We start from the raw sequence: 21701 nt of genomic DNA on the forward strand, positions 1-21701 counted from the left end.
CCCAACGGACGGGAGGGCCACAGCAGTTCTACTTCAGATGGTCCGGTCCGAACGCCTGCGGCAGCATCTCTTCGAGCGTGCGCAAGCCGTCCGGCGTCTCCAGGATCAGCTCCGGCCCGCCGAACTCGTACAGCAGCTGCCTGCACCTGCCGCACGGCACCAGGATCTCGCCCGCCCCGTCCACACAGGTGAAGTGGGTCAGCCGCCCGCCACCGGTGGCGTGGAGCTGGGAGACCAGGCCGCACTCGGCGCACAGCCCGATGCCGTACGAGGCGTTCTCGACGTTGCAGCCGGACACCGTACGGCCGTCGTCGACGCGTGCCGCGGCGCCGACCGGATAGTGCGAGTAGGGAACGTACGCGTGCGTCATGACGGACCGTGCGGCGCTCCGCAGCGCCGCCCAGTCGACCTCCGCGCCGGCCGTCACTTGCCCTGGCCCTTCCGGTAGCGCATGCCGTCCGCCTTCGGCATCCGCAGCCGCTGCGCGGAGAGCGAGAGGACGAGCAGCGTGACGATGTACGGGGTGGCGCTCACGAACTCGGTGGGCACCGTGTCCGTGGCGAGGTACCAGACCAGTACGGCGGCGGCGATGACCGCGCTGACCGCACCCTGGACGAAGCTCTTGCGGTAGAGCTTCCAGGCGGCGAGCACGGCCAGCACGACCACGAGCAGCAGGAGCAGCGCGTGGACGGACTCGCCGCCGTTGCGCAGCTGGAGCGCGTCGGCGAAGCCGAACAGGCCTGCGCCCATGGCGAGTCCGCCGGGCCGCCAGTTGCCGAAGATCATCGCGGCGAGACCGATGTATCCGCGGCCGCCGGTCTGGCCCTCGTTGTAGATGTGCGAGGTGACCAGGGAGAGGAAGGCGCCGCCGAGTCCGGCCATGCCGCCGGAGATGATCACCGCGATGTACTTGTAGCGGTAGACGTTCACGCCGAGCGACTCGGCGGCGACCGGGTTCTCGCCGCAGGAACGCAGCCGCAGCCCGAACGAGGTCTTCCACAGGACGAAGAAGGTCACGACGAAGAGGACCACGGCCAGAACCGTCAGCAGCGACACATTGGTGACAAGACCGCCGATGACACCGGCCACGTCGGAGACGAAGAACCAGTGGTGCTTCTCGATCGAGTGCAGCCAGTCGGACAGGCCGGGGATCGTCACCGAGGTGATGTCGTCGGCCGGCGGTGACTGCTTGGGACTGCCGCCCTTGGCCGCGGCCTCGCCCGTGTTGAACCAGAGCTTGGCGAAGTAGGTGGTGAACCCGAGCGCCAGGATGTTGATGGCGATACCGGAGATGATGTGGTCGACGCCGAAGGTGACGGTCGCGACGGCGTGCAGCAGCCCGCCGAGCATGCCGCCGATGACACCGGCCAGCACGCCGAGCCAGGGGTCGGTCTGCCAGCCGGCCCAGGCACCGAAGAACGTACCGAGGATCATCATGCCTTCGAGGCCGATGTTGACCACACCGGCCCGCTCGGCCCACAGGCCGCCGAGACCGGCGAGCCCGATCGGCACGGCCATCGCGAGCGCCGCGCTGATCTGCCCGGCCGAGGTGACGTCCTGGGCGCCGGTGACGGCGCGTACCGCGGACAGCGCGAGCAGCGCGCCCGCGACGATCAGCAGAACGACGGGGAAGGAGAGGCGGGTGCGGCCGCCCTTGCCACCGGAGACCTTGGGGGCCGCGGGCGGCGGGGTGGAAGTCGCCGTGGCGGTCACGCCGACACCTCCTGCTGGTCGGAGTTACGGGCGGCCTGTGCGGCGAGTTCCGCGCCGACCTTGCTCTGCTGGCGCCCCAGTCCGTAGCGACGGACGACTTCGTAGGCGATGACGACGCACAGGACGATGACGCCCTGGATGACGCCGACGATCTCCTTGTCGTACCCCTCGAACTCGAGCTTTCCGGTACCGCGCTCCAGGAAGCCCCAGAGCAGCGCGCCGAGCGCGATGCCGATGGGGTGGTTGCGGCCGAGGAGGGCGATGGCGATACCGGTGAAGCCGATGCCGATGGGGAAGTCGCCGCTGTACTCGTAGCTGTCGTTGAGCAGGGTCGGCATACCGACCAGACCAGCCACCGCGCCGGAGATCAGCATCGACGTGACGACCATCTTCTTGACGTTGACGCCGCTGGCCTCGGCCGCGGAGCCGGACTGGCCGACCGTACGCAGATCGAAGCCGAACCGGGTGCGCGAGAGCGTGAACCAGTAGGCGATGCCCGCGACGACCGCGACCACGATGAAGCCCCAGACGGGCGTCGGGGTGGTCGGGAACTCGAAGAAGTGCGAGGACTCCGGGAGCGGGGTGGTGGAGATCTTCGTGCCGGCCTCGTCGAGGTGACCGAGGCGGCCCTGCTGGAGCAGATAGCCGATGACGGCGGTCGCGATGGCGTTCAGCATGATCGTCGAGACGACCTCGCTGACGCCCCGGGTGACCTTGAGGACACCGGCGATCCCGGCCCACATCGCGCCGACGATCATCGCGGTGAGGATGATCAGCGGGATCTGGAGGGCGCCCGGCAGGGTCAGCGCGCCACCGACGGCGGCGGCGAAGAAGGCGGCGAGGCGGTACTGGCCGTCGACGCCGATGTTGAAGAGGTTCATCCGGAAACCGACGGCCACCGCGAGACCCGCGAGGTAGTACGTCGTCGCCTTGTTGAGGATGTAGACCTGGCTGTCCGACTTCACCCCGTAGTCGAACATGATGCCGAACGCGCTGAACGGTTCCTTGCCGGTGGCGGCCAGCACGAGGGCGGTCACCAGGAAGGCGACCACGATCGCGAGTACGGGGGCCGCGATCCCCAGGAGCAGCCGCTCCTTGTCGAACTTCTTCATCGGTCCTCTCCCCCGTCCCGGGGGTCGGTGTCGGCGGCGTCCGGACCGGACTCCGCATCCGTCCCGGGCTCGGCGGGCGCTTCGAGATGGCCGGAGGCCGCTCCCGTCATCGCCGAGCCGAGCTCCTCCGGGGTGATGGTCGCCGGGTCGGCGTCCGCGACCAGGCGGCCGCGGTACATGACGCGCAGGGTGTCGGAGAGCCCGATCAGCTCGTCCAGGTCGGCGGAGATCAGCAGCACCGCAAGGCCCTCGCGGCGCGCCTCGCGGATCTGGTCCCAGATCTGCGCCTGCGCGCCGACGTCCACGCCCCGGGTGGGGTGCGCGGCGATCAGCAGCTTCGGGGCGTGGCTCATCTCGCGGCCGACGATCAGCTTCTGCTGGTTGCCGCCGGAGAGTGAGGCGGCGGTGACCTCGATGCCGGGGGTACGGACGTCGTACTCGCGCACGATCCGCTCGGTGTCCGCGCGGGCGGCCTTGAGGTCGAGGAACGCGCCCTTGCTGTTGGGGCGCTCGGTGACATGGCCGAGGATGCGGTTCTCCCAGAGCGGGGCCTCCAGCAGCAGTCCGTGCCGGTGGCGGTCCTCGGGGATGACGGCCATGCCGTCCTCGCGTCGCTTGCGGGTCGGCGTACGGGAGATGTCGACGCCGTCCAGGGTCAGTACGCCGGTGTCGAGGTGGCGCATGCCCATGATGGCGTCGACCAGTTCGGACTGGCCGTTGCCCTCGACGCCCGCGATGCCGAGGACCTCACCCTTGTGGATGGTGAAGGTGATGCCGTCGAGCACGGCACGCACCACCCCGTCCGGGTCGGTGGCGGTCAGCCGCAGGTCGTCGACGGTGAGCATCGGCGTGTCGGTGACGGTCGACTCGCGGGTCTCCGGCGACGGCAGCTCGCTGCCGACCATCAGCTCGGCGAGCTGCTTGGGCGTGGTGTTCGCCGGGTCGGCGGTGCCCACCGTCGTACCGCGCCGGATGACGGTGATCTCGTCGGCGACCGACAGCACCTCGCCCAGCTTGTGCGAGATGAAGATGACGGTCAGGCCCTCGGCCTTGAGCTCACGAAGGTTGTCGAAGAGTGCGTCGACCTCCTGCGGCACGAGGACGGCGGTCGGCTCGTCGAGGATCAGGGTGCGGGCGCCGCGGTAGAGGACCTTGAGGATCTCCACGCGCTGGCGGTCGGCGACGCCGAGGTCCTCGACCATGGCGTCCGGGCGGATCCCGAGGCCGTACGCGTCCGAGATCTCCTTGATCCTTGCGCGGGCCCTGTCGCCGATCCCGTACAGCTTCTCGGAGCCGAGGACGACGTTCTCCAGGACGGTGAGGTAGTCGGCGAGCATGAAGTGCTGGTGCACCATGCCGATGCCGCGCGCGATGGCGTCTCCCGGGTTGTGGAACGAGACCTGCTCGCCGTCCACCGCGATGGTGCCCTCGTCCGGCTTCTGCATGCCGTAAAGGATCTTCATCAGAGTGGACTTGCCGGCGCCGTTCTCGCCGACGAGAGCGTGGACGGTGCCGCGACGCACGGTGATGTCGATGTCGTGGTTGGCCACGACCCCGGGGAACCGCTTGGTGATGCCGCGGAGCTCCACGGCATGGGGACTGCTGGACGCGTTGATGGCGCACTCTCCTTGGCAGGAGCGGAGGGCGGAGGGCGGTGGGGCGGGAGGCGGTGGGAGCGGAAAAAGGTACCGCGCCCGGCGCGCGCTACGCGCGTAGTGCCACCGAATTGTTGGCCACCCGATAGCAGGTGACCAACAGTGCGCGCACGGCTACGTTCCGGGCCCGGCCGGAAGCCGTACGCGAATCGGGGCCCGGCCGATCAGCCGAAGCAGCCAGGGGGTGCCCGCGACATCCCGCCGTCCGCCCGAAGGGCGGGCCAGGCGGAACGTCGCGGGCACCCCCTGGCCCGGGTCCCGATGGACGGGTCGGATCAGGTCGTGGTCTTGACCGTGACCGTGCCGTCGACGATCTCCTTCTTCGCCTCGTCGAGCTGCGCCTGGATGTCCTTCAGGTGGTCACCCGTGGTCGTCAGCGAGACGCCGCCCTTGGCCAGGGAGTACGCCTGGACGCCGGTCACCGGCTTGCCGTCCTTGACGGACTTGATCAGGTCGTAGACACCGCCGTCGACGTTCTTGACGACCGAGGTCAGGATCGTGTCCTTGTACTTCGCCAGCGCCGGGTCCAGGGCCTGGTCGGAGTCGACACCGATGGACCAGGCGCCCTTCTTGCCCGCGACGGCCTCGATCGAACCGGCACCCGAGCCGCCCGCGGCGGCGAAGACGACGTCCGCACCCTTGTCGAGCATGCCCTTGGCGGCGGCCTTGCCCTTGTCGGGGCTGCCGAAGCCGGACAGGTCCGAACCGGTGGTCAGGTACTGGATCTGCACCTTGGCCTTCGGGTTCGTGTCCAGGACACCCTGCTGGAAGCCCGCGGCGAACTTCTTGATCAGCGGAAGGTCCACACCGCCGATGAAGCCGACCTGGCCGTCCTTCGACTTCAGCGCCGCCGCGACACCGGCGAGGTACGAGCCCTGCTCCTCGGTGAAGACGATGGAGGCGGCGTTCTTCACGTCGGAAACCGAGTCGACCAGACCGAAGTTGACCTTCGGGTACTTCGGGGCGATCTTGTCGACCGCGTCCTTGTACGCGAAACCGATCGCGATGACCGGGTTGTAGCCGCCCTCGGCGAGCGACTGCAGACGCTGCTCACGGTCGGCCGGGGTCTCACCGTTCTTGGCGGTGAGCTCCTTCGTCTGGGCCTTGAACTCGGCCTTGGCCTTGTCCAGACCACGTGCGGCGGAGTCGTTGAACGAGTTGTCGCCCCGGCCGCCCACGTCGTAGGCCATGCCTATCTTCATCTGGCCGTTGTCGGAGCTGGTGCTCTCCTCGGACGAGCTGCCGCACGCGGTGGCGGTGAGCGCGAATGCCGCAGTGATGGCACACGCAGCAGTGATCTTGGATACCCGGCGCAAGGGAAGGCTCCTTCAAACCTGACCGAAGCGCCTCTTCCGGCGCTGGTTTCGCCGCGATCGTAACGCGCGTAGATGTCAGATAAAGCCCTGTACGGAAGCCGTTACCGGATCGTCGCGAACCGGGGGTGACCTGTCCGGTTACGAACGGTTGCCGTCGAGCAAAGCCGCGGCGGTGAAGAGCTCCACGCCAACGGTGATCGCCTCCTCGTCCGCGTCGAAATCGCCCCGGTGCAGATCAAGGCGCCGGGTGTCACCGGGCGTGCGCACCCCGAGCCGCGCCATGGCCCCCGGGACGCGCTCCAGATACCAGGAGAAGTCCTCCCCGCCGAGGCTCTGTTCGGTGTCCTCGATCGCAAACGATCCGCGGCGCCCGGTCATCGCGGCGGCCAGCAGATCGGTCACGGCCGGATCGTTCACGACCGGCGGAACCCCGCGGATGTAGTCGATCACCGACTTGGCCCGGTGCATTCCGGCCACCTCGTCGATCGCGGCGTGGACCAGGTCCGGCGCCTCCCGCCAGGCCGCCAGATCCAGGCAGCGGACCGTTCCCGACAGCTCGGCATGCTGTGGGATCACATTGCACGCGTGCCCGGCCTCCAGCCGCCCCCAGGTCACGGCGAGCCCGGCCCGCGCGTCGACCCGCCGCGCCAGCAGCGCGGGCACCTCGGTGGCCACCTTGGCGGCGGCGGTGACCAGGTCGGTGGTCAGATGCGGCCGGGCGGTGTGCCCGCCGGGCCCGTCGAGCGTGACCTCCAGCCGGTCGCAGGCGGAGGTGATCGCCCCGACCCGCAGCCCGATCCTCCCCACGTCGACCTTCGGGTCGCAGTGCACCCCGATGATCCGCCCGACGCCTTCCAGCACCCCGTCCTCGATCGCATCGGGCGCGCCGCCGGGCAGCACCTCCTCGGCGGGCTGGAAGATCAGCCGCACGGGGTGCGGCAGCAGCCCCTGCCGGTCGAGCTCGGCGAGCACGAGCCCGGCGCCGAGGACCGTGGTGGTGTGAATGTCGTGTCCGCAGGCGTGCGCCCGGTCGGGAACGGTGGACCGGTACGGGACGCCGGCCTTGGTGTCCGGAATGGGCAGGGCGTCGATGTCCGCGCGCAGGGCGAGCATGGGCCGGGTGTCACTGCCCGCCCGTCGCCCACCACCACCCTTGTCCGAGCTTCGCGCCCCTCCCGACGTACCCACGTCGCACAGGAGCCCGGTTCCGGTGGCGAGCACCCGGGGCCGGAGCCCGGCCTTCTCCAGCCGGGCCTTGAGCGCAGCGGTGGTACGGAACTCCTGGTTGCCGAGCTCGGGGTGCATGTGCAGATCGCGCCGGAACGCGATCAGCTCGGCCCGCAGGGGTTCGGGCAGCGTGCCGGGCAGGGCGGCGTCCTCGGGCAGGCCGGCATCGGAATCGCGGGACATCAACTGGTTCACCTGGTGAAGGGTAGGCCCCTTCACCCCTCAACTGACCACTGATCAACAAAAGTTCAGCCGCATAGAGGAACAAAATGTGGCGTCGGAGCGTGTGCCGCGAGATGGGGGTGGGTAAACTCGCCCATTTTCCTCCGATGCCCCCACTGTCCCACTGTCCGGTTCCGGTGTGCACGGGGTCTACGCCGCGTCGCCGGCGTATGCGGTTCGACTGCGTCGTGGACAGGGCGGTCCCTTCGGGCCGTGGCACGAGGGGGCCCGACGATGCTCGACACCTTGGAGCAGATTGTTCAGCCATGCCCGGAGTGCGGGGCAGAGATCCGGGCGGACTGCAGGTTCGTGTCGTGGTGCGCCGCGTGCGATCCAGCGGTACCGACGGCTCGGCAACCGCATCGAGGTCTGGAACGCAGCCGCAGGACGCTACTGGCGCGACCGCATGCAGATCGTCACTGGTGACTATAACGGCGACGGCCGCGACGACCTCGGAGCCTTCTACGGCTACGACGACGGACACGTCAAGACCTTCACCTGGACCGCGAAGATCGACGGCAGCCTCAATGAACCCGTAGGAGGTTGGGAAACAGCCCCCGGCAACTGGATCTACGACCGAGTGAAGTTCTTCGAGCGGTACAACTCATAGAGCAGGGCAGGTCCTGACCCGCGACCGAAGCGAGGCCGCTCAGACATCCCGTCCGGGCGGCCTCAGCCGTTCCTCGGCCGGTGAGACCGCCTGTCTCCGTGACAGTCCGCGCCGAACGAATCGAGGCGCATCGCCGGAGCACTGGCCGACCGCTGGGGGTGATTCAAGGTCTGTGCCGCAGAAGAGCGTGTGCGCGGAGCTCACGTTCGTACCGTGTCCCCCTCCTCCACCGGGTCGCGGTTTTCCTCGACCCGGTTCCCTGCGACGCGGTGACGCACGACGTAAAAGTCTTTGAAGTTCCGGAGAAGCCACCCTTCCCAACCCCACCCTGCCTCCCGTCACCCGCACGGGTGAGGTTGGCCAATTGGGCTGGATTTCGGCCTGGTTGGTCGGCATATGCTCGCGGCGATCAACAACCCCAGACATGCGACGGCCCCCGGCCAGGACTGCAATCCTGATCGAGGGCCTGACCACCGAGGAAGACGGACCCTTCCCGATGGATACCCAGCAGATTACCGCCCCCTCGCGCGCCCCGTCCCGCGTACCCGGGAGCGCCACGCCGTCGTCCGGTGTCGTGCACATCAACTCCCGGCACACCAGCCGCTTCACGGTCGTCGGCAACCACCTCACCCAACACCGCGAACTGTCCCTCACCGCGATCGGACTTGCCGCACACATCCAGTCGCTGCCCGCCGGAGCCAAGATCGGCATCAGGTTCCTCGCCGACCGCTTCCCGGAGAGCGAGACCCGCATCGCCGCCGCACTACACGAACTCGAGTCCCACGGTTACCTGCAGCGCACCCGGGAGCGTCTCCCCAGCGGCCAGGTCGTCACCCGCACGGTCTCGTACAACCAGCCGAGCTCCGAGGCTGCTCGCACCACAGCGCCCAAGGTTCAGCCCAGGCCCGAGCTCAGCCCCAGACGCCCGGCCGTGACGACGCCCCCGACTCCCGCACCGGCACTTGTCCAGCCCCCAGCACCGGAGCCCGCCCCTGCCCCCATCCCCCGGCCGGACGCGGAGGCCCCCGCCGCCCCCGAACCGCAACAGGTACCCACCCCCCTGCGCCCGCCGCTCCCCCTGCCGCACGTGCCCGACCCGGAGCGTCATCGCGCGGCCATCGATCTCCTGGCCGGCCTGCGTCGCCACGAACCCCGCCTGCTCCTGACCGGGAGCGACATCCACCGCCTCGCTCCCGCCGTAGCCGCCTGGCTCGAACGCGACGCCCACCCCGACGCCGTACGTCGCGCCCTCACGACCAACCTCCCCGGGCCCCTCGAGCATCCGGCAGGCCTCCTCGCCCACCGCCTCACCGCTCACCTACCACCCCCGCTCCCGGTGGCGTCCGCCCCCGTAACCGCACCTGGACCGCACCCCCTCCAGGACTGCGACGGATGCGACCGGCCCTTCCGCGCTCCCGAACCAGGGCGCTGTCGCGACTGCCGTACGGGCGTACAAGAAGCCGCCTGACACGAACGCCACCACCCCACCGGCGCAACCAAAGGAACGTCGTATGGTCAGCTCGCCCCACGAGGCGATGCACCGCATCTTCCAGGAGTACCCGGGACTTTTCTCCCGCGTCTCCGACGTACTCGGTGTCGCGTTCGCCCCGCCCACCTCGGCCACCGTCCTGCCCAACGACCTCACCGAGGCCCGGCCCGTAGAGCGCCGCGTCGACACCCTGCTGCGCATCGACACTGAGGACGATGAGACCTTCCTCCTCGCGATCGAGGCTCAGGGCAAGAAGGACCCCGACAAGCCCGCCAGCTGGGCGTACTACCTGTCCTACCTGCACACGAAGTACCGGCTGCCGCCCCTTCTGCTGGTCGTCTGCCAGGACCGCGCCACCGCCGAGTGGGCGAGCCGCCAGGTCCCCATCGGCCCCCGGCAATGGGCCGCGCTCACCCTGCGCCCCCTTGTCGCGGGCCCGCACAACATGCCGGTGATCACCGACGTGGCCGAGGCGCGTAAGGACCTGGCGCTCGCCACGCTGGCCGCCATCACACACGTCGGCGATCCGGACATCGGTGCCATACTGAAAACTCTGTCTGCCGCCTTGCGGGACGCACCGGAAGCAATCGCCGACCCCATCGTCGAACTCACCGCACAGGGCCTGGGCAACCGCCCGGCCGCACAACAGTGGAGGAACCTGGTGGCCGTGGACCTTTCTTTCTACAAGTCACCGCTCTCGGAAGAGATCCGGGACGAAGGCCGGGCGGAAGGCCTCGCATACGCCATCCTGGCGATCCTCGAGGAGCGCGGTATCGACGTGCCCGACAAGGTCCGCGAGCGGATCACCGGCTGCGGCGACCCTCAGGTCATGCACCCTTGGCTCAGCCGCGCAGTCACCGCCACCGCCGCTGCCGACATCTTCACCGAGGAGTAGCCCGTCTCGCCAAGGTCCACCGGTGTTCTGCACGAACCGGTGGGTCCCGGCGCGCACATGGAGAAACGTAGTGACCAGAGACCTGTCGTTCTACAAGTCACCTCTCTCGGAAGAGATCCGGGACGAAGGCCGGGTGGAAGGCCGGGTGGAAGGCCTCGCATACGCCATCCTGGCGATCCTCGAGGAGCGCGGTTTCGACGTGCCCGACAAAGCCCGCGAGCGCATTACGGGCTGCGGCAATCTGGACGCCGTGAGGCAGTGGCTCCTGCGCGCCCCCGCCGCGTCGTCCATCGAGGACATCTTCGCCTAGAAGTAGTCCCTGTCTCCTGCGTCCCCCGGACACCTCGCATCAGGTCGTCCCGGCGGAAACGACGGCGGCGACAGCGGCGGCTCCGGCGATAGCTGGAGCGGAGTCGGCAGGGAGCCGCACCGGGCGGGGTTGTTGGATCTGACGACCGTACGAAGCAGTGGCCGGCAGCAACTGACGGCGCCCCGGGAGCGAGCAGAACTCCGGGGGCCGCCCGTGCGGCGTCGCAGCGGGAAAGGGCTTTGATGGGTATCGCGTACGTCCTGTGGATTCTGGTCCCGGTGGCCTGGGCCGCACTGTCGTGGCTGCCGCCGAGCCGGACTGCAGGGCGTGTGCTGGCCGTGCTTCAGCTCTTCGCCGCCGTCGCCGCGCTCATATTCGGGATGCCGGCGGAGAACATTCCTTGGTGGTTCCTGGTACCCGGAGTGGTGTCGAATGTCCTGCGTCTCACAGTGTGAACCGGCCGCTCAACCGAACTCAGGCCTCCGTCCTGTCCGGGGCCCGGAAGCGGCTGGCACGCCAGATTCTGAACGGCAGGCAAGACGCTCCTTACGTCGGCATGGATCCTTCCGGCGCGTGCAGACGGGCCCCGCGACTCGCCGCCACCCGCACGGCGTCCCGCAGCGCCTCGGTCAGCCGGGCGGCGAGGTAGCGGACCTGGCCGGCATCGGCCTTCGGATCGGCCAACAGCTCCTCTGCGTGCCCGATCAACTCCACCCCCATGCCGAGCTGCACGGCCTCGATCTGATCGGCAACTCTGGAGACGACGCCGGGAGCCTGGCGATCGGTGACCAGCAGACACACCCTGCCGTCGGGGCCGGTCCAGGGCAGCATGCGGATGGCGGGGGTCGGCATGGGGACCTGCTTTCGTGAGGCCGATGTCCGGGCAGCCGCAGGGCTTCGGCGCCCTGCGACGGGCTTACGACAACGACCCTAGAAGCACTCTTCACAGGGAAGGGACAGAGTTTCTGCCCATTCCTCCGCTTCCGGTCAGGCCGCCAGAACACCGAGTTTCACAGCGAGTTCCCCGGCCCGCCGTCGCTGGGCCGGGCTTTTGGATTCTGCCTCTTCGAGCACGATGCGGCGTGCATAGCCGTTGTAGCGGATGGTCTCCGGCGCCGACTCGTACGCCTTCCCGAGCGCGGCCAGTGCCGCTTCCGGCTGCCCGTCGAGCTGGTAGCCCCGCGCCTCTTCGATACGGTGCCGGGCCCGCCTGGGCCGGGATGGGATCGTGGACGAGTCGGCTGCGGTGGCCTGCCGCACGCTTTCCCCGCCCGCGTGTAGCTCCACGGCCACGGTCACGGCATGGGCGCCCATAACGGCGCGAGAGAACGAGGTGACCGGGTGGTAGTAGTCGGCCGGGAGCCGAGCGGACATGGCGCGAGCGACGTCCCAGTGCCCCCAGGCGCTGCCGGCGTCACCTCTGCGAGCAGCGGTGTAACCCGCTTCGAAACGCAGAGCCCCTGCGATGGCGAGAATGTTGTCGCCCGAGTTCGCCAGCAGCGGTTCCAGGTAGGCGAGGGTCTGCATGGTCACTGCATCGGCCGCGTCGAAGTGTGAGGGCCCACAGTCGCGATGGGCCTGCGCGGCAAGCCAGGCGGACACGCCCACCGTATGTGGATCCTCCGACTCCATGGCGGCCACCATGCCCCGCTCGACGACCCGCCAGAGCAGCGAAGCGTCAGGCTGGTAGGCGAGGAAGAACTGACTGAGGCTGTACGCCTGCGAGAGCAGGGACTGTGCAGCACGTCGCTCGACAGAACTGTCGGCCTGCCGTACGGCGAGCTGTGCATCACGGATCAGCTCAGGAAGGAGTGCGCCGATGACATCGCGATGATTCGCGGCAGCGTGCCGCGCCCTCCAGGCATGCGCGAGGCGTGCCTCCAAGTGGGCGGCGGGAGGAGCCTCTTGTGTGCTGGTGAACGGATACGTATCGATCGCAGCCTGTACCCGCGCGAGCCGCGCGTGGCCGGGACCGGCGAACAGCGCAACCGCCCGGGATTGATCCCCGGTCAACTCTGCGAGGTTATGCACCCGCAGCGCTTCGGCGATCCGCAGCACCATAGGCAGCTTGGGCATCTGCAGCTTCCCGCCCTCCACCTGCTTGACCCAACTGGACGACTTGCCCACCAGCCCCGCAAGGACCGAACGGCTCATGCCTCGCCGGGTACGAAGTACTTGCATGCGTTGACCGAACGCGATGGGCTCTGGAGCGGGACTGTAGACAGCTTCGGGGGACTTAGCTGAAGTGGCTTCGGACGGCACGATGGGGCCCCTTCTCTGCACGCTTGACGCACATCGAAACCAGGGTAGAGCGTCACGTGCCCCTGCGTGGGGCTACGGGGAGTGCATCCGCAGGGTCAGCTACTCCCACCCGACAGGTCGCTCCCCAACCTCTTGCCACAGACGAACCCCGCAAGCCAGGGTGCCGGGCCAGCGTGGCGATCAGCTAGCGGGCTCCACCCAAGCCGCGATCGACTCGGTCCCGGCCGGGTCATATCCAAGCAGGTCGGCGAGACCGCCGGGACAGACCCGGTTGATGATCCGGCGGATCGTCGCCGTGCTGGGTGCCACGCTCACTGAAAATGCCGAAGCCCAGCCGATTGGACGACCGGCCAACGACCGAGAAAGAGCAGGCGCGGGATGCTGTCGTAGCCCGGATGGCATCCTGCGGGAATTCCTGGTCGTCTACCAGCTCCTTGTTCGACGGTAGAGATCCGGCCGAGGGGCGACGGCAGTTCGACACCATCCTCGATGGGTTGGCGGACCGAGGCTGGAAGGAAGTCCAGGCGGCTGCGCCGATACCAATCGGCGAGGACAGCTCGGCAGTTACGGCCGTGTACAGGAAGCGGGGGTGGACCCTGCACGCCCGGTTCAACAGCCTGGGCGCCTTCCAGATGTCCACAGTTAAATCCACCGAGGATGCCTTTTTCGACCAATTCACGCTCGAAGAGCTGGAACTCCTGGAGAGCACCCTCTAGCCTCCTGAGTCAGGAATTCTACTTAGACAGCCCCTAGTCTCTCATTCCATGAATGTCGCTACTGGCACCGCTACAGGATGGGCTCCAGCTCGACTTCATATCTACACAGCAGCCCGTCAACCCAAACTGCTACGTCAATCCCGGGGCACACAGATGCCAAACTTGACAAGACTCCATCGATCCCTCTGTCAGAATAACCAGAGCGGCCATTAGGGACAGTGAATGCTCTTTGGAAACTCAGATCCTCGATGCGCCTCTCCAGAGACTCCAGAACCTCATTCCCTTCAGCCGTAGAAAGATTCTTCTGAATCGACTCCACTGGAATTTCAGAGAAAGTCGACCCCTCTCTCAACGAGCCCGCATCGAGAGGCGTCTGAGAACCGATCCACAGATCAATCCTAGATGAACTGAGCTCAGCAGGGAGGGGATCCTCGAAAATTGACAGCTTATAGCTTATGAGTCCATCGAAATCTAGGCCGAAGGAATACTCCGAAATTTCCCAGCGATCCCGAAGGCGAGAGACTATCTCCCGACAGTAGGCGCGCAGAGATTTGAAGCCATCCTCCACCCCTTCACCCATCTCTGTAGGGGAAACGTGAAACATGACGTCAAAACGTCGAACACCTCCCTCTGCCAAACAGCCCGAAGGATTGGCCGTCGCGCCAATCAGATCGCCAGCGTCAACGCTGATCCTGATGCCGTACCTCGAACGATCGGCGGCACGCCCCTCAAGCCAAACGGGATTCACTGCATCAGGATTCAGCGACAGAGCCTCCTCTACACAACGCATTGATGGGCTTTCACCTGAGCGCCACCTAACATGCAGGCTGGCATCGACAGACATCAGCCACACCCCCATTCACTTGCGCACTCAGACTTTCCGCCAACGCCGCCACTCACTCTCCAGTCGGCCTCGAAGGGGCTGTCAGATCGACTATAGATCACATAACTTTGTTAGTTGTCACTAACCGGGTTGGGTGAACTGGCCGTCCACCGGTTGCGTGAGGCAAGGTAGTTGTCACCAACGAGGCGGCCGTCGAAGGCACTATCGAAAGCCTGCAGGGCGGGCTTCCAACGCATGGTCCAGCGTTTGCGTTGCTCGGTGGGGTCGAGGCTGGTCAAGGCTCATGACGGCCATTTAGGCGCATTGGAGGGCTGCGGCCATGTTCGGGAAGTGCCCGCGGGCCCGGACGGCTTTTCGTATACGAGCGTTGGCCGACTCGATCGCGTTGGTGGTGCAGACTGCGCGGCGGATCTCGGTGTCGAACGGCTATGGCAGGATGCGTTCGCAGGTCCTGGGCCGCGCGGACGCGGCAGGCCTCCTGCAGCAGATGCGAGGAGCCCCATGAGCACCGAACTCTCCTGGGTCGGGAGCATCTTCAGCGGCAATGGTGGCGACAACCGTGCCGGGAACACCTCTCTCCCCCACGCCGTGCGTGCCCGGGACTCCAAGGACGTCACCCACCGTCCGCTCACGGCCACACCGGCGACGTGGTCAGCGTTCACGGACCTCGTCCGTTCGACCGGCTGACAGCCCCTGGCATGCCCAGGCTGCCCGCGAAGTCTTCCAGGACAGCACGGAACGGCCCGCCGGGCGCGCCTTGGCTGCCGCTTCGTATCCATGCACTCCTGCAATCACACCACCCACCGAAGGACGAACCAACCATGGACAGACGCGCCCTGATGCTGGCGACCGGCGGACTCTTCGGCGGCCTCGGCGCCACGCAGGTGCTGGCGGGTTTGCCGGCTGCCGCCGCTGAGGCGGACGCCGCGGCCGGCCCCGTCTTCGACGTGCGGGCCTACGGCGCCGTCGGGGACGGGGTCGCCGACGACACCGCGGCGTTCCACGGTGCGCTGACCGACGCGCGGGCCGTGCCCGGCGGCGGGGCGACGCTGCTGGTGCCGCCCGGCACGTACGCGCTCGGGGAGTCCCTGCTGCTCGGCCCCGGCATGACCGTGCAGGCGTACGGGGCCCGGCTGTTCCGGACCGGCAACACTTCGGCCCTGATCAAGAACTACACGAGCGGCATGTCGGCAGTCGCCGGCTACGGCGGAGCCGGGAACATATCCGTGTTCGGCGGCACGTGGGACATGCGCGGCAGCCGGTTCACCTCGACGTGTCCCGCCTTCGTGTTCACGCACGCCGACGGTTTCATCCTCCGGGACGCCACTGTCCTCGACGTTCCCGAGGCGCACGCGATCGAACTCAACGCGATGCGGCGGGTCAGGATCGTCGACTGCCTCTTCGACGGCGTGTACGCCGCGCCCGGCGAGCCGATCGTGCCGAACCGGCGGGAGGCCGTGCAGATCACCGGCGCGACCAACTCCGCCAACCTGCCCGCGCCCGACTACGACGGCACGCCCTGCGAGGACGTGCTGATCACCGGGTGCACGATGCGTAACTCCTCGTCCGCCAACGCGCCGTACGACGCGCTGTGCGGAGACCACTATGTCGCCCCCGCGGGCGCTCCCCGGCCGCTGCACCGGAACATCCGCGTGCTGGGCAACCGCGTGGAGAGCAGTTCCGCTTACGGCGTCCGCGCCACCGACTGGCAGCAGTCGGTGATCGCCGGCAACACGATCGACTCGGCGGCGGTCACCGGCATCTACGTCAGCTCGGGTTCCGGGAACGCGCTCCAGGACATCTCCGTGACCGGCAACACCATCTGCGGCACGGGCTCCGGCGGCGCGATCGTGGTGTCCAACACGGGTACCGGACGCAACAGTTCGGTGGTTGTCAGCGGCAACCTCATCCGCTCGGCGAACGGCGAGACGGCGATCTACGTCGGGCAGACCGACGGGGCCTCGGTCACCGGCAACACCGTCGCCACGACCCGCCACCCGTCCGGTGGGAACTGCCAGGGCATCCAGTTGCAGGGGTCCCCGGACGCCGTGGTCACCGGCAACCGCCTGTCGGACGTCGACGGCGACGGCATCGGCGTCGACAGCGGCTCGACCGGGGTCCTCGTCGCCCACAACACCGTGCTGGACGCGACCCGCAACGGGATCTCGGTGGCCTCATCCGACGTCGCCGTCCGCGACAACCGGATCACCGGCGCGGGCGCCTCCGGGCAGGCCGGGAGCTACGCGATCCGTATCGGCGGCAACGCGGCGAACGTGTCCTGCCAGGGCAATGTGTCCCGCGTCGGCGAGGGCGGGGCCGCCCGGGCCGGGGTGGCCGTGATGGCCGGCAGCCAGGGCGCCTGGATCACCGGCAATGACCTGCGCGGCTGGGGCGCCGATGCGGTCCTCGACCTCGGGACGGCGACGGTGGCGAACGGAAACCTCAGCTGAACCGCTGGGCCGCCCCCGGCAATCCCTCCGCGCGGCCCGCCCCTGCGTGCCGCGCGGCTATGAGGGGAGGGACACCTGACAATTGGACCTTCGACCGAGCGAAATTCTTCGAACGGTGCAACTCATGACGCGGTCAGGGCTCGCGTATGAATCGAGGCCGCTCAGGCAGTACGCCCGGGCGGCCTCAGCCGTTCGCAGGGGTGGGCCTCAGGCCTCCGTCACCGCGGTGACCCGCCACGGGGCGAGGCGCTGGACGTCACGGGCCGTCTCCGTGACACCGCTCAGGAAACCCTGCGCGCGTGGCGACGCCGTGTCGCGCAGCCACTCCGGGGCGATGTCGCAGACCGCGACCTTGACCTCCGTGCCCGCCAGCGCCAGCGGCAGTGTGTGGACCACCGTGGACGGGAAGCTGAGGACCGTGCGGCCGATCGGGCCGCGGCGGGCGATGAGTTCCAGAGGGAGGTCCGGGCGGACGATCTCCAGGCCGGTGGCGGCTTCCAGGGCGTGGAGCTTGTCGGCGGACTCCCGGCGGTGGGCGAAGTAGCGGGTCGCGCCGTGGGTGCGGGCCAGGGCGGCGACCGCCTCCAGGTACTGGGCCTGGTCGATCACGCCCGTCTCGGCCAGGGACGTGCCGACCAGGTCCGCGCCCTTGGTCAGGAGCGGCGGGCCGAAGCGGGCGCGGGTCCAGGCGAAGGTGTTGGGAGTGACCGTGACACCGGCCGGAGCCTCGACCGGCATGGCGGTGAACACCTCGACCTCGCGGGTCGAGGACGGGGTGAAGCGGCGGCGGGCGGTGGCCGTGACCGGGGCCAGGATCAGGTCGCGCGGGCCCGAGCTGCCGCGCCGGTGCCAGCGCACCAGACGTTCACCACGGGCGAGTTGGGCGACGAACTCCATCGTGGCCGTGCCGTCGTCGACCACCGTGAGCCGGCGGGTGCGGACCATGGACAGGAGGAGCTGCACGTAGCGGGAGAACGGGTCGCCGATCACGATCCGGTCCGCCCTGCGCAGCAGTCCCGTCAGGGCCCGGAGGGTCTTCAGTGGCGCGCCCGCCCCGCCGCGCGCCTCCTGCCACCGGACGTTGACGCCCTCGTCGCGAGCCAGCTCCGCCATCCGGCGCAGCTGGCCGCGCGACATCGGGTCGACCGGGGGGAGGACGACGACCGTTATGTCCGCCAGGACATGGTCGTCGCCTCCCTCTGTGTAGGCCCACTCCAGGACGTTCAGGAGCTGGACCGGGCTCTCGACGAAGGCGAGGTTCACCGGTCGGCCCGTCAGACCGCGACCGGCTCGGCGGCCGGGGCCGCCTCGGTGTTCTCGGCGACGACGCCCGCGACGCGGCGGAGCTTCTTCATCGGGCCGAGCTCGGACTCGTACACCTTCTTGACGCCGTCACCGAGGGAGGCCTCGATGGTGCGGATGTCGCGGACCAGGCGGGTCAGGCCCTGCGGCTCGACGGATGCGGCCTGGTCGGAGCCCCACATGGCGCGGTCGAGGGTGATGTGGCGCTCGACGAACGCGGCGCCGAGGGCGACGGCGGCGAGGGTGGTCTGCAGGCCGGTCTCGTGGCCGCTGTAGCCGATCGGGACGTTCGGGTACTCCTGCTGGAGGGTGTTGATGACGCGGAGGTTCAGCTCCTCGGCCTTCGCGGGGTACGTCGACGTGGCGTGGCAGAGAAGGATGTTGTCCGAGCCGAGGACCTCGACCGCGTGGCGGATCTGGCGCGGGGTCGACATGCCGGTGGAGAGGATGATCGTGCGGCCCGTGGCGCGCAGCGAGCGGAGCAGCTCGTCGTCGGTGAGGGAGGCGGAGGCGACCTTGTGGGCGGGAACGTCGAACTTCTCCAGGAAGGCGACGGCCTCGGTGTCCCACGGGGAGGCGAACCAGTCGATGCCGCGCTCGGCGCAGTGGTCGGAGATGGCGCGGTACTCGGCCTCGCCGAACTCGACGCGGTGGCGGTAGTCGATGTACGTCATCCGGCCCCAGGGGGTGTCGCGCTCGATGTCCCACTGGTCGCGCGGGGTGCAGATCTCCGGGGTGCGCTTCTGGAACTTGACGGCGTCGCAGCCGGCTTCCGCGGCCACGTCGATCAGCGCGAGGGCGTTGTTGAGGTCGCCGTTGTGGTTGATGCCGATCTCGCCGGTGATGTAGACGGGCCGGCCGGGGCCGGCGGTGCGGGTGCCGAGGGTGCGCAGACGGGAGGTGTTCATGGGGGTGTTCCCTTACTTGGTGGTGGGGTTGGTGGGGGTGGAAAGGTGGCTGGTGAGGGTGGGCCCGAGCAGCCACGCCGCGATTTCGCGGATGGCGCCGAAGCCGCCGGGGGTGGTCGTGACGGCGCGCGCCGCGGCGCGTACCGAGTCATGGGCGCTCGCTACGGCGACGGGCCAGCCGGCGAGGGCGAAGCAGGGCAGGTCGTTGACGTCGTTGCCGACGTAGAGCACCCGCTCGGGGGCGATGCCGTGCTCGTCGCACCACTGCTTGAGGGCGAGGTCCTTGCGGTCGATGCCGTGCAGGACGGGGACCTTGAGCTTGTTGGCGCGGGCGGCGACGACCGGGTTCTGCTCGGTGGAGAGGATCAGGAGGTCGAGGCCCGCCCTGCGCAGGGCGGCGATGCCCAGTCCGTCTCCGCGGTGGACGGCGACGATCTCGCGTCCGTCGGAGTCGATCAGCACCCGGTCGTCGGTCTGCGTGCCGTCGAAGTCGAGGACGACCGCGTCGATGTCCTCGCGGGTCGGCAGCGGTGACGGGTCCAGGAGCGGTGCGAGGGCGCGGGCGCGGGCCAGGTCGTGCGGGTCGTCGATCTCCAGGACCCGGGCGGGGTCGGTGGTGACCAGCGCGGTGTGGCCGAAGAAGCGGTGCCGGTGGGCACGGAAGCCCTCGACGTCCATCGCGTAGGCCGCGCCGGTCTCCAGCAGGTCCTGCGGCCGGTCCTGGCGGCGCGGGCGGACGGCCTTGTCGTGGTTGACGCCGTAGGTGTCGTCCTCGACCGCGCCGCCGTCGCGCCAGATGAAGCCGTGGAACGGGGCGACGGTGACGGCCGTGTCGGCGCCGTCGCGGGCGACAGCCGCGGCCACGCCGTCGATGTCCTCGCGGGTGACGAACGGGCTGGTGCACTGGACGAGCAGCACCACGTCGGCGGTGCGCTCGTGCATCGCCTCGTACGCGTCGAGTGCGTGCAGGACCGCCGCCTCGCTGGTCGCGGTGTCGCCCGCGATGGCCGGCGGGCGCTGGACGCAGTGCACGCGCCCGGCGGCGCCGAGCGCCTCGCCCGCCGCCCGGGCCGCGTCCGCGATCGCCGCGTCGTCCGTGGTGACGACGACGTCCGTGACCTCGCGGGCGGTCAGACAGGCGCGGACCGCACGGGCGACCAGCGGTATGCCGCCGACCTGGGCGAGGTTCTTGGCCGGCACGCCCTTGGATCCGCCGCGGGCGGGGATCACAGCGAGCACGGTCGGGTCCGGCTTGGGTGCCGAGGTCGGCGTCATCTCTGCTCCTGGATTCGTTGTCACAGCTCGCCCATCCGGCGGATCACGGGGGCGACCCGCTGGACGCCCTGTCGGTACGCGCCGCGCGCCGCTTCCCGTACCGCGTCGCGGACCGCACCCCGCACCCCGCCGGTCTCGCGCGGCGCAGCGGCAGCGGGCAGCGGGTGGCCGTCGGGGGCCAGGTGGTGGCGGGCGAGGATGCCGGGCAGGTAGCCGGAGGCGGTGGCGGGTGTGTAGTACGGGGCGAGGTCGGGCAGGCGGGGCGTGGCCAGCAGCGCGTCGACGCGGGCCCGTGCGGTTTCGTACGCCGTGTCGTAGGTGCCGTCGGCGGCGACGCCCTGGCCGGCCAGCCACTTCTCGTCGGGCTCCGGGTGGGAGCCGCCGTCGAGCCGGTCCCACGAGGTGAGCAGGCCCGAGCCGATGAAGTGGTGGTTGCCGAGGGCCTCGCGGACGCCGAGGTCGCTGAGGATCGCGGTGGGGATGCGCCGGTGCAGGGACTCCAGCGCGGCGGTCGAGGAGACCGTGACCAGCAGGTCGGTGCGGTCGAGGACCTCGCCCATGTGCCCGTACACGAGGCGGAAGTTGGGCGGCAGTCCGCCGGGCAGCTTCTCCGCGAGCCGCTGGTACGGGAGTTCTTCGATGTGTGTGGTGTGCTCGCCGGGCTTGGAGCGCAGCTTCAGCAGCACCTCGCGCTCCGGGTGCAGCCTGGCGTGCTCGACGAGCCTGCGCAGCAAGTACGTGCGGTCGGCGCGGGACGCCGGTACGGAGGGCTGGGCGGCGAACACCACGGTGTCGCGGCCCTCCTGCGGGCGGTGCGGGGCGCCGCCGAGGAACGGCAGTGCGGCCTCCGTGACGGCCGAGGCATCGGCGCCCACTCCCTCGTACACGGTGCGGAAACGCTCCGCGTCGTGGCGGGAGTTGGCGAGGACGACGTCGGCGCCGTGGCGCAGCAGCAGACCGTCGGCGAGCTTCTCGTAGACGACACCGACATAGCCGGTGACGACGACGGGCCTGGCGGGCAGCCGCAGGGCGGCGAGGCCGTGCAGCATGGCCTGGACCGCGCCGCCGACGAGGGCGAGGACCACGACGTCGTACCCCTCGTCCCGCACGGTGTGGAGGAACTCGACGGCCGTCACTTCACGCACCCGGCCGGTCTCGACCCCTACGTCACCGACTTCGGCGAGCTGGCGGGCGGTCGGGGTGGCCCGGCCGCGCAGGAGCAGTCCGCTGATTTCGACCGGCCGTTCCGCCGCGTGGGGCGCGTCCGGGGACCCGGTGGTCAGGCGGCGCGCGGTGAGCGCGCCCCATTTCCACCGGGTGTCCGAGTCGGCGAGTACGGCTACCCGGAGCGCCGTGGTCCTGCTGGTACGTGGGGGCACGTCCTAGAAGCTAGGA

22 protein-coding genes and 1 pseudogene are annotated in these 21701 nt (G+C 69.1%); 8 read left to right on the plus strand and 15 right to left on the minus strand.

What is annotated here, in order from left to right:
- Positions 1-28 precede the first annotated feature (28 nt).
- The 6 genes from OH809_RS16795 to OH809_RS16820 form a co-directional block, all read right to left on the minus strand.
- Entirely contained in the window at positions 29-427 is a 399-nt protein-coding gene (locus OH809_RS16795) for a cytidine deaminase (protein WP_406421618.1), read from the minus strand.
- Positions 424-1713: an ABC transporter permease gene (locus OH809_RS16800; protein WP_406421617.1), complete on the minus strand. Its 1290-nt coding sequence runs from the start codon at positions 1711-1713 to the stop codon at positions 424-426. Before OH809_RS16800 ends, OH809_RS16795 begins: the two co-directional genes overlap by 4 nt.
- Entirely contained in the window at positions 1710-2825 is a 1116-nt protein-coding gene (locus OH809_RS16805; protein ID WP_406421616.1) for an ABC transporter permease, read from the minus strand. Before OH809_RS16805 ends, OH809_RS16800 begins: the two co-directional genes overlap by 4 nt.
- On the minus strand, positions 2822-4414 hold the full coding sequence (locus OH809_RS16810) for an ABC transporter ATP-binding protein (RefSeq protein ID WP_406421615.1): 1593 nt from the start codon (positions 4412-4414) through the stop codon (positions 2822-2824). The genes OH809_RS16805 and OH809_RS16810 overlap by 4 nt, the downstream gene beginning before the upstream one ends.
- A 341-nt stretch (positions 4415-4755) precedes the next feature.
- On the minus strand, positions 4756-5796 hold the full coding sequence (locus OH809_RS16815) for a BMP family protein (protein ID WP_406421614.1): 1041 nt from the start codon (positions 5794-5796) through the stop codon (positions 4756-4758).
- A gap of 138 nt (positions 5797-5934) precedes the next feature.
- Positions 5935-7206, minus strand: coding sequence for an amidohydrolase (locus tag OH809_RS16820; protein WP_406425152.1), 1272 nt, complete (start codon positions 7204-7206; stop codon positions 5935-5937).
- A gap of 445 nt (positions 7207-7651) precedes the next feature.
- Here OH809_RS16820 and OH809_RS16825 point away from each other — a divergent pair, with 445 nt between their 5' ends.
- The 5 genes from OH809_RS16825 to OH809_RS16845 all read left to right on the plus strand — a co-directional run bounded on the left by OH809_RS16825 (position 7652) and on the right by OH809_RS16845 (position 11004).
- Positions 7652-7855 carry a hypothetical protein gene (locus OH809_RS16825; protein ID WP_406421613.1) on the plus strand — a complete coding sequence of 68 codons (204 nt, stop codon included), beginning with the start codon at positions 7652-7654 and terminating at the stop codon, positions 7853-7855.
- A gap of 496 nt (positions 7856-8351) precedes the next feature.
- Entirely contained in the window at positions 8352-9323 is a 972-nt protein-coding gene (locus OH809_RS16830) for a helix-turn-helix domain-containing protein (RefSeq protein ID WP_406425150.1), read from the plus strand.
- 43 nt (positions 9324-9366) lie between these two features.
- Entirely contained in the window at positions 9367-10239 is an 873-nt protein-coding gene (locus tag OH809_RS16835; protein ID WP_406421612.1) for a hypothetical protein, read from the plus strand.
- Positions 10240-10309: 70 nt separating this feature from the next.
- Positions 10310-10549, plus strand: a complete 240-nt coding sequence (locus OH809_RS16840) for a hypothetical protein (protein WP_406421611.1) — start codon at positions 10310-10312, stop codon at positions 10547-10549.
- A 242-nt stretch (positions 10550-10791) separates the two neighbouring features.
- Positions 10792-11004, plus strand: a complete 213-nt coding sequence (locus tag OH809_RS16845; RefSeq protein WP_406421610.1) for a hypothetical protein — start codon at positions 10792-10794, stop codon at positions 11002-11004.
- 91 nt (positions 11005-11095) lie between these two features.
- Here OH809_RS16845 and OH809_RS16850 read toward each other — a convergent pair whose 3' ends face one another.
- The 3 genes from OH809_RS16850 to OH809_RS16860 form a co-directional block, all read right to left on the minus strand.
- Positions 11096-11401, minus strand: a complete 306-nt coding sequence (locus OH809_RS16850) for a hypothetical protein (protein WP_406421609.1) — start codon at positions 11399-11401, stop codon at positions 11096-11098.
- A gap of 135 nt (positions 11402-11536) precedes the next feature.
- Positions 11537-12748 (minus strand): helix-turn-helix domain-containing protein, encoded by a 1212-nt coding sequence (locus OH809_RS16855; RefSeq protein ID WP_406425148.1) that lies wholly within the window; start codon positions 12746-12748, stop codon positions 11537-11539.
- A gap of 243 nt (positions 12749-12991) precedes the next feature.
- Complete coding sequence (locus tag OH809_RS16860; RefSeq protein ID WP_406421608.1) at positions 12992-13120, minus strand: hypothetical protein; 129 nt, start codon at positions 13118-13120, stop codon at positions 12992-12994.
- Between the two features lie 125 nt (positions 13121-13245).
- On the opposite strand from OH809_RS16860, the gene OH809_RS16865 reads away from it, so the two are divergent.
- Positions 13246-13527, plus strand: a complete 282-nt coding sequence (locus tag OH809_RS16865) for a hypothetical protein (RefSeq protein ID WP_406515292.1) — start codon at positions 13246-13248, stop codon at positions 13525-13527.
- Positions 13528-13597: 70 nt separating this feature from the next.
- Here OH809_RS16865 and OH809_RS16870 read toward each other — a convergent pair whose 3' ends face one another.
- Both OH809_RS16870 and OH809_RS16875 read right to left on the minus strand, forming a co-directional pair.
- Positions 13598-14371: a hypothetical protein gene (locus OH809_RS16870; protein ID WP_406421606.1), complete on the minus strand. Its 774-nt coding sequence runs from the start codon at positions 14369-14371 to the stop codon at positions 13598-13600.
- Between the two features lie 309 nt (positions 14372-14680).
- Positions 14681-14794, minus strand: a pseudogene (locus OH809_RS16875) (transposase); the annotation flags it as partial.
- A 78-nt stretch (positions 14795-14872) separates the two neighbouring features.
- Here OH809_RS16875 and OH809_RS16880 point away from each other — a divergent pair.
- Together OH809_RS16880 and OH809_RS16885 are read left to right on the plus strand one after the other, a co-directional pair.
- Positions 14873-15058, plus strand: coding sequence for a DUF397 domain-containing protein (locus tag OH809_RS16880; RefSeq protein WP_406421605.1), 186 nt, complete (start codon positions 14873-14875; stop codon positions 15056-15058).
- Between the two features lie 134 nt (positions 15059-15192).
- Complete coding sequence (locus OH809_RS16885; RefSeq protein ID WP_406421604.1) at positions 15193-16821, plus strand: right-handed parallel beta-helix repeat-containing protein; 1629 nt, start codon at positions 15193-15195, stop codon at positions 16819-16821.
- 207 nt (positions 16822-17028) lie between these two features.
- Here the strand turns inward: OH809_RS16885 and OH809_RS16890 are convergent, their stop codons facing one another.
- From OH809_RS16890 to OH809_RS16905, 4 genes are read right to left on the minus strand one after another with little or no spacing between them, the layout of a single operon-like run.
- On the minus strand, positions 17029-18084 hold the full coding sequence (locus tag OH809_RS16890; RefSeq protein WP_406421603.1) for a hypothetical protein: 1056 nt from the start codon (positions 18082-18084) through the stop codon (positions 17029-17031).
- Positions 18085-18095: 11 nt separating this feature from the next.
- On the minus strand, positions 18096-19031 hold the full coding sequence (locus OH809_RS16895) for an N-acetylneuraminate synthase family protein (RefSeq protein WP_406421602.1): 936 nt from the start codon (positions 19029-19031) through the stop codon (positions 18096-18098).
- A gap of 12 nt (positions 19032-19043) precedes the next feature.
- Positions 19044-20306, minus strand: a complete 1263-nt coding sequence (locus OH809_RS16900) for a cytidylyltransferase domain-containing protein (protein WP_406421601.1) — start codon at positions 20304-20306, stop codon at positions 19044-19046.
- Positions 20307-20326: 20 nt separating this feature from the next.
- The gene (locus OH809_RS16905; protein ID WP_406421600.1) at positions 20327-21685 is read right to left on the minus strand and encodes a DUF6716 putative glycosyltransferase; all 1359 of its coding nucleotides are present in this window, start codon (positions 21683-21685) and stop codon (positions 20327-20329) included.
- Positions 21686-21701 lie beyond the last annotated feature (16 nt).

It is taken from the genome of Streptomyces sp. NBC_00873 (genome assembly GCF_045207415.1).
In the GTDB taxonomy this organism is placed as follows: domain Bacteria; phylum Actinomycetota; class Actinomycetes; order Streptomycetales; family Streptomycetaceae; genus Streptomyces.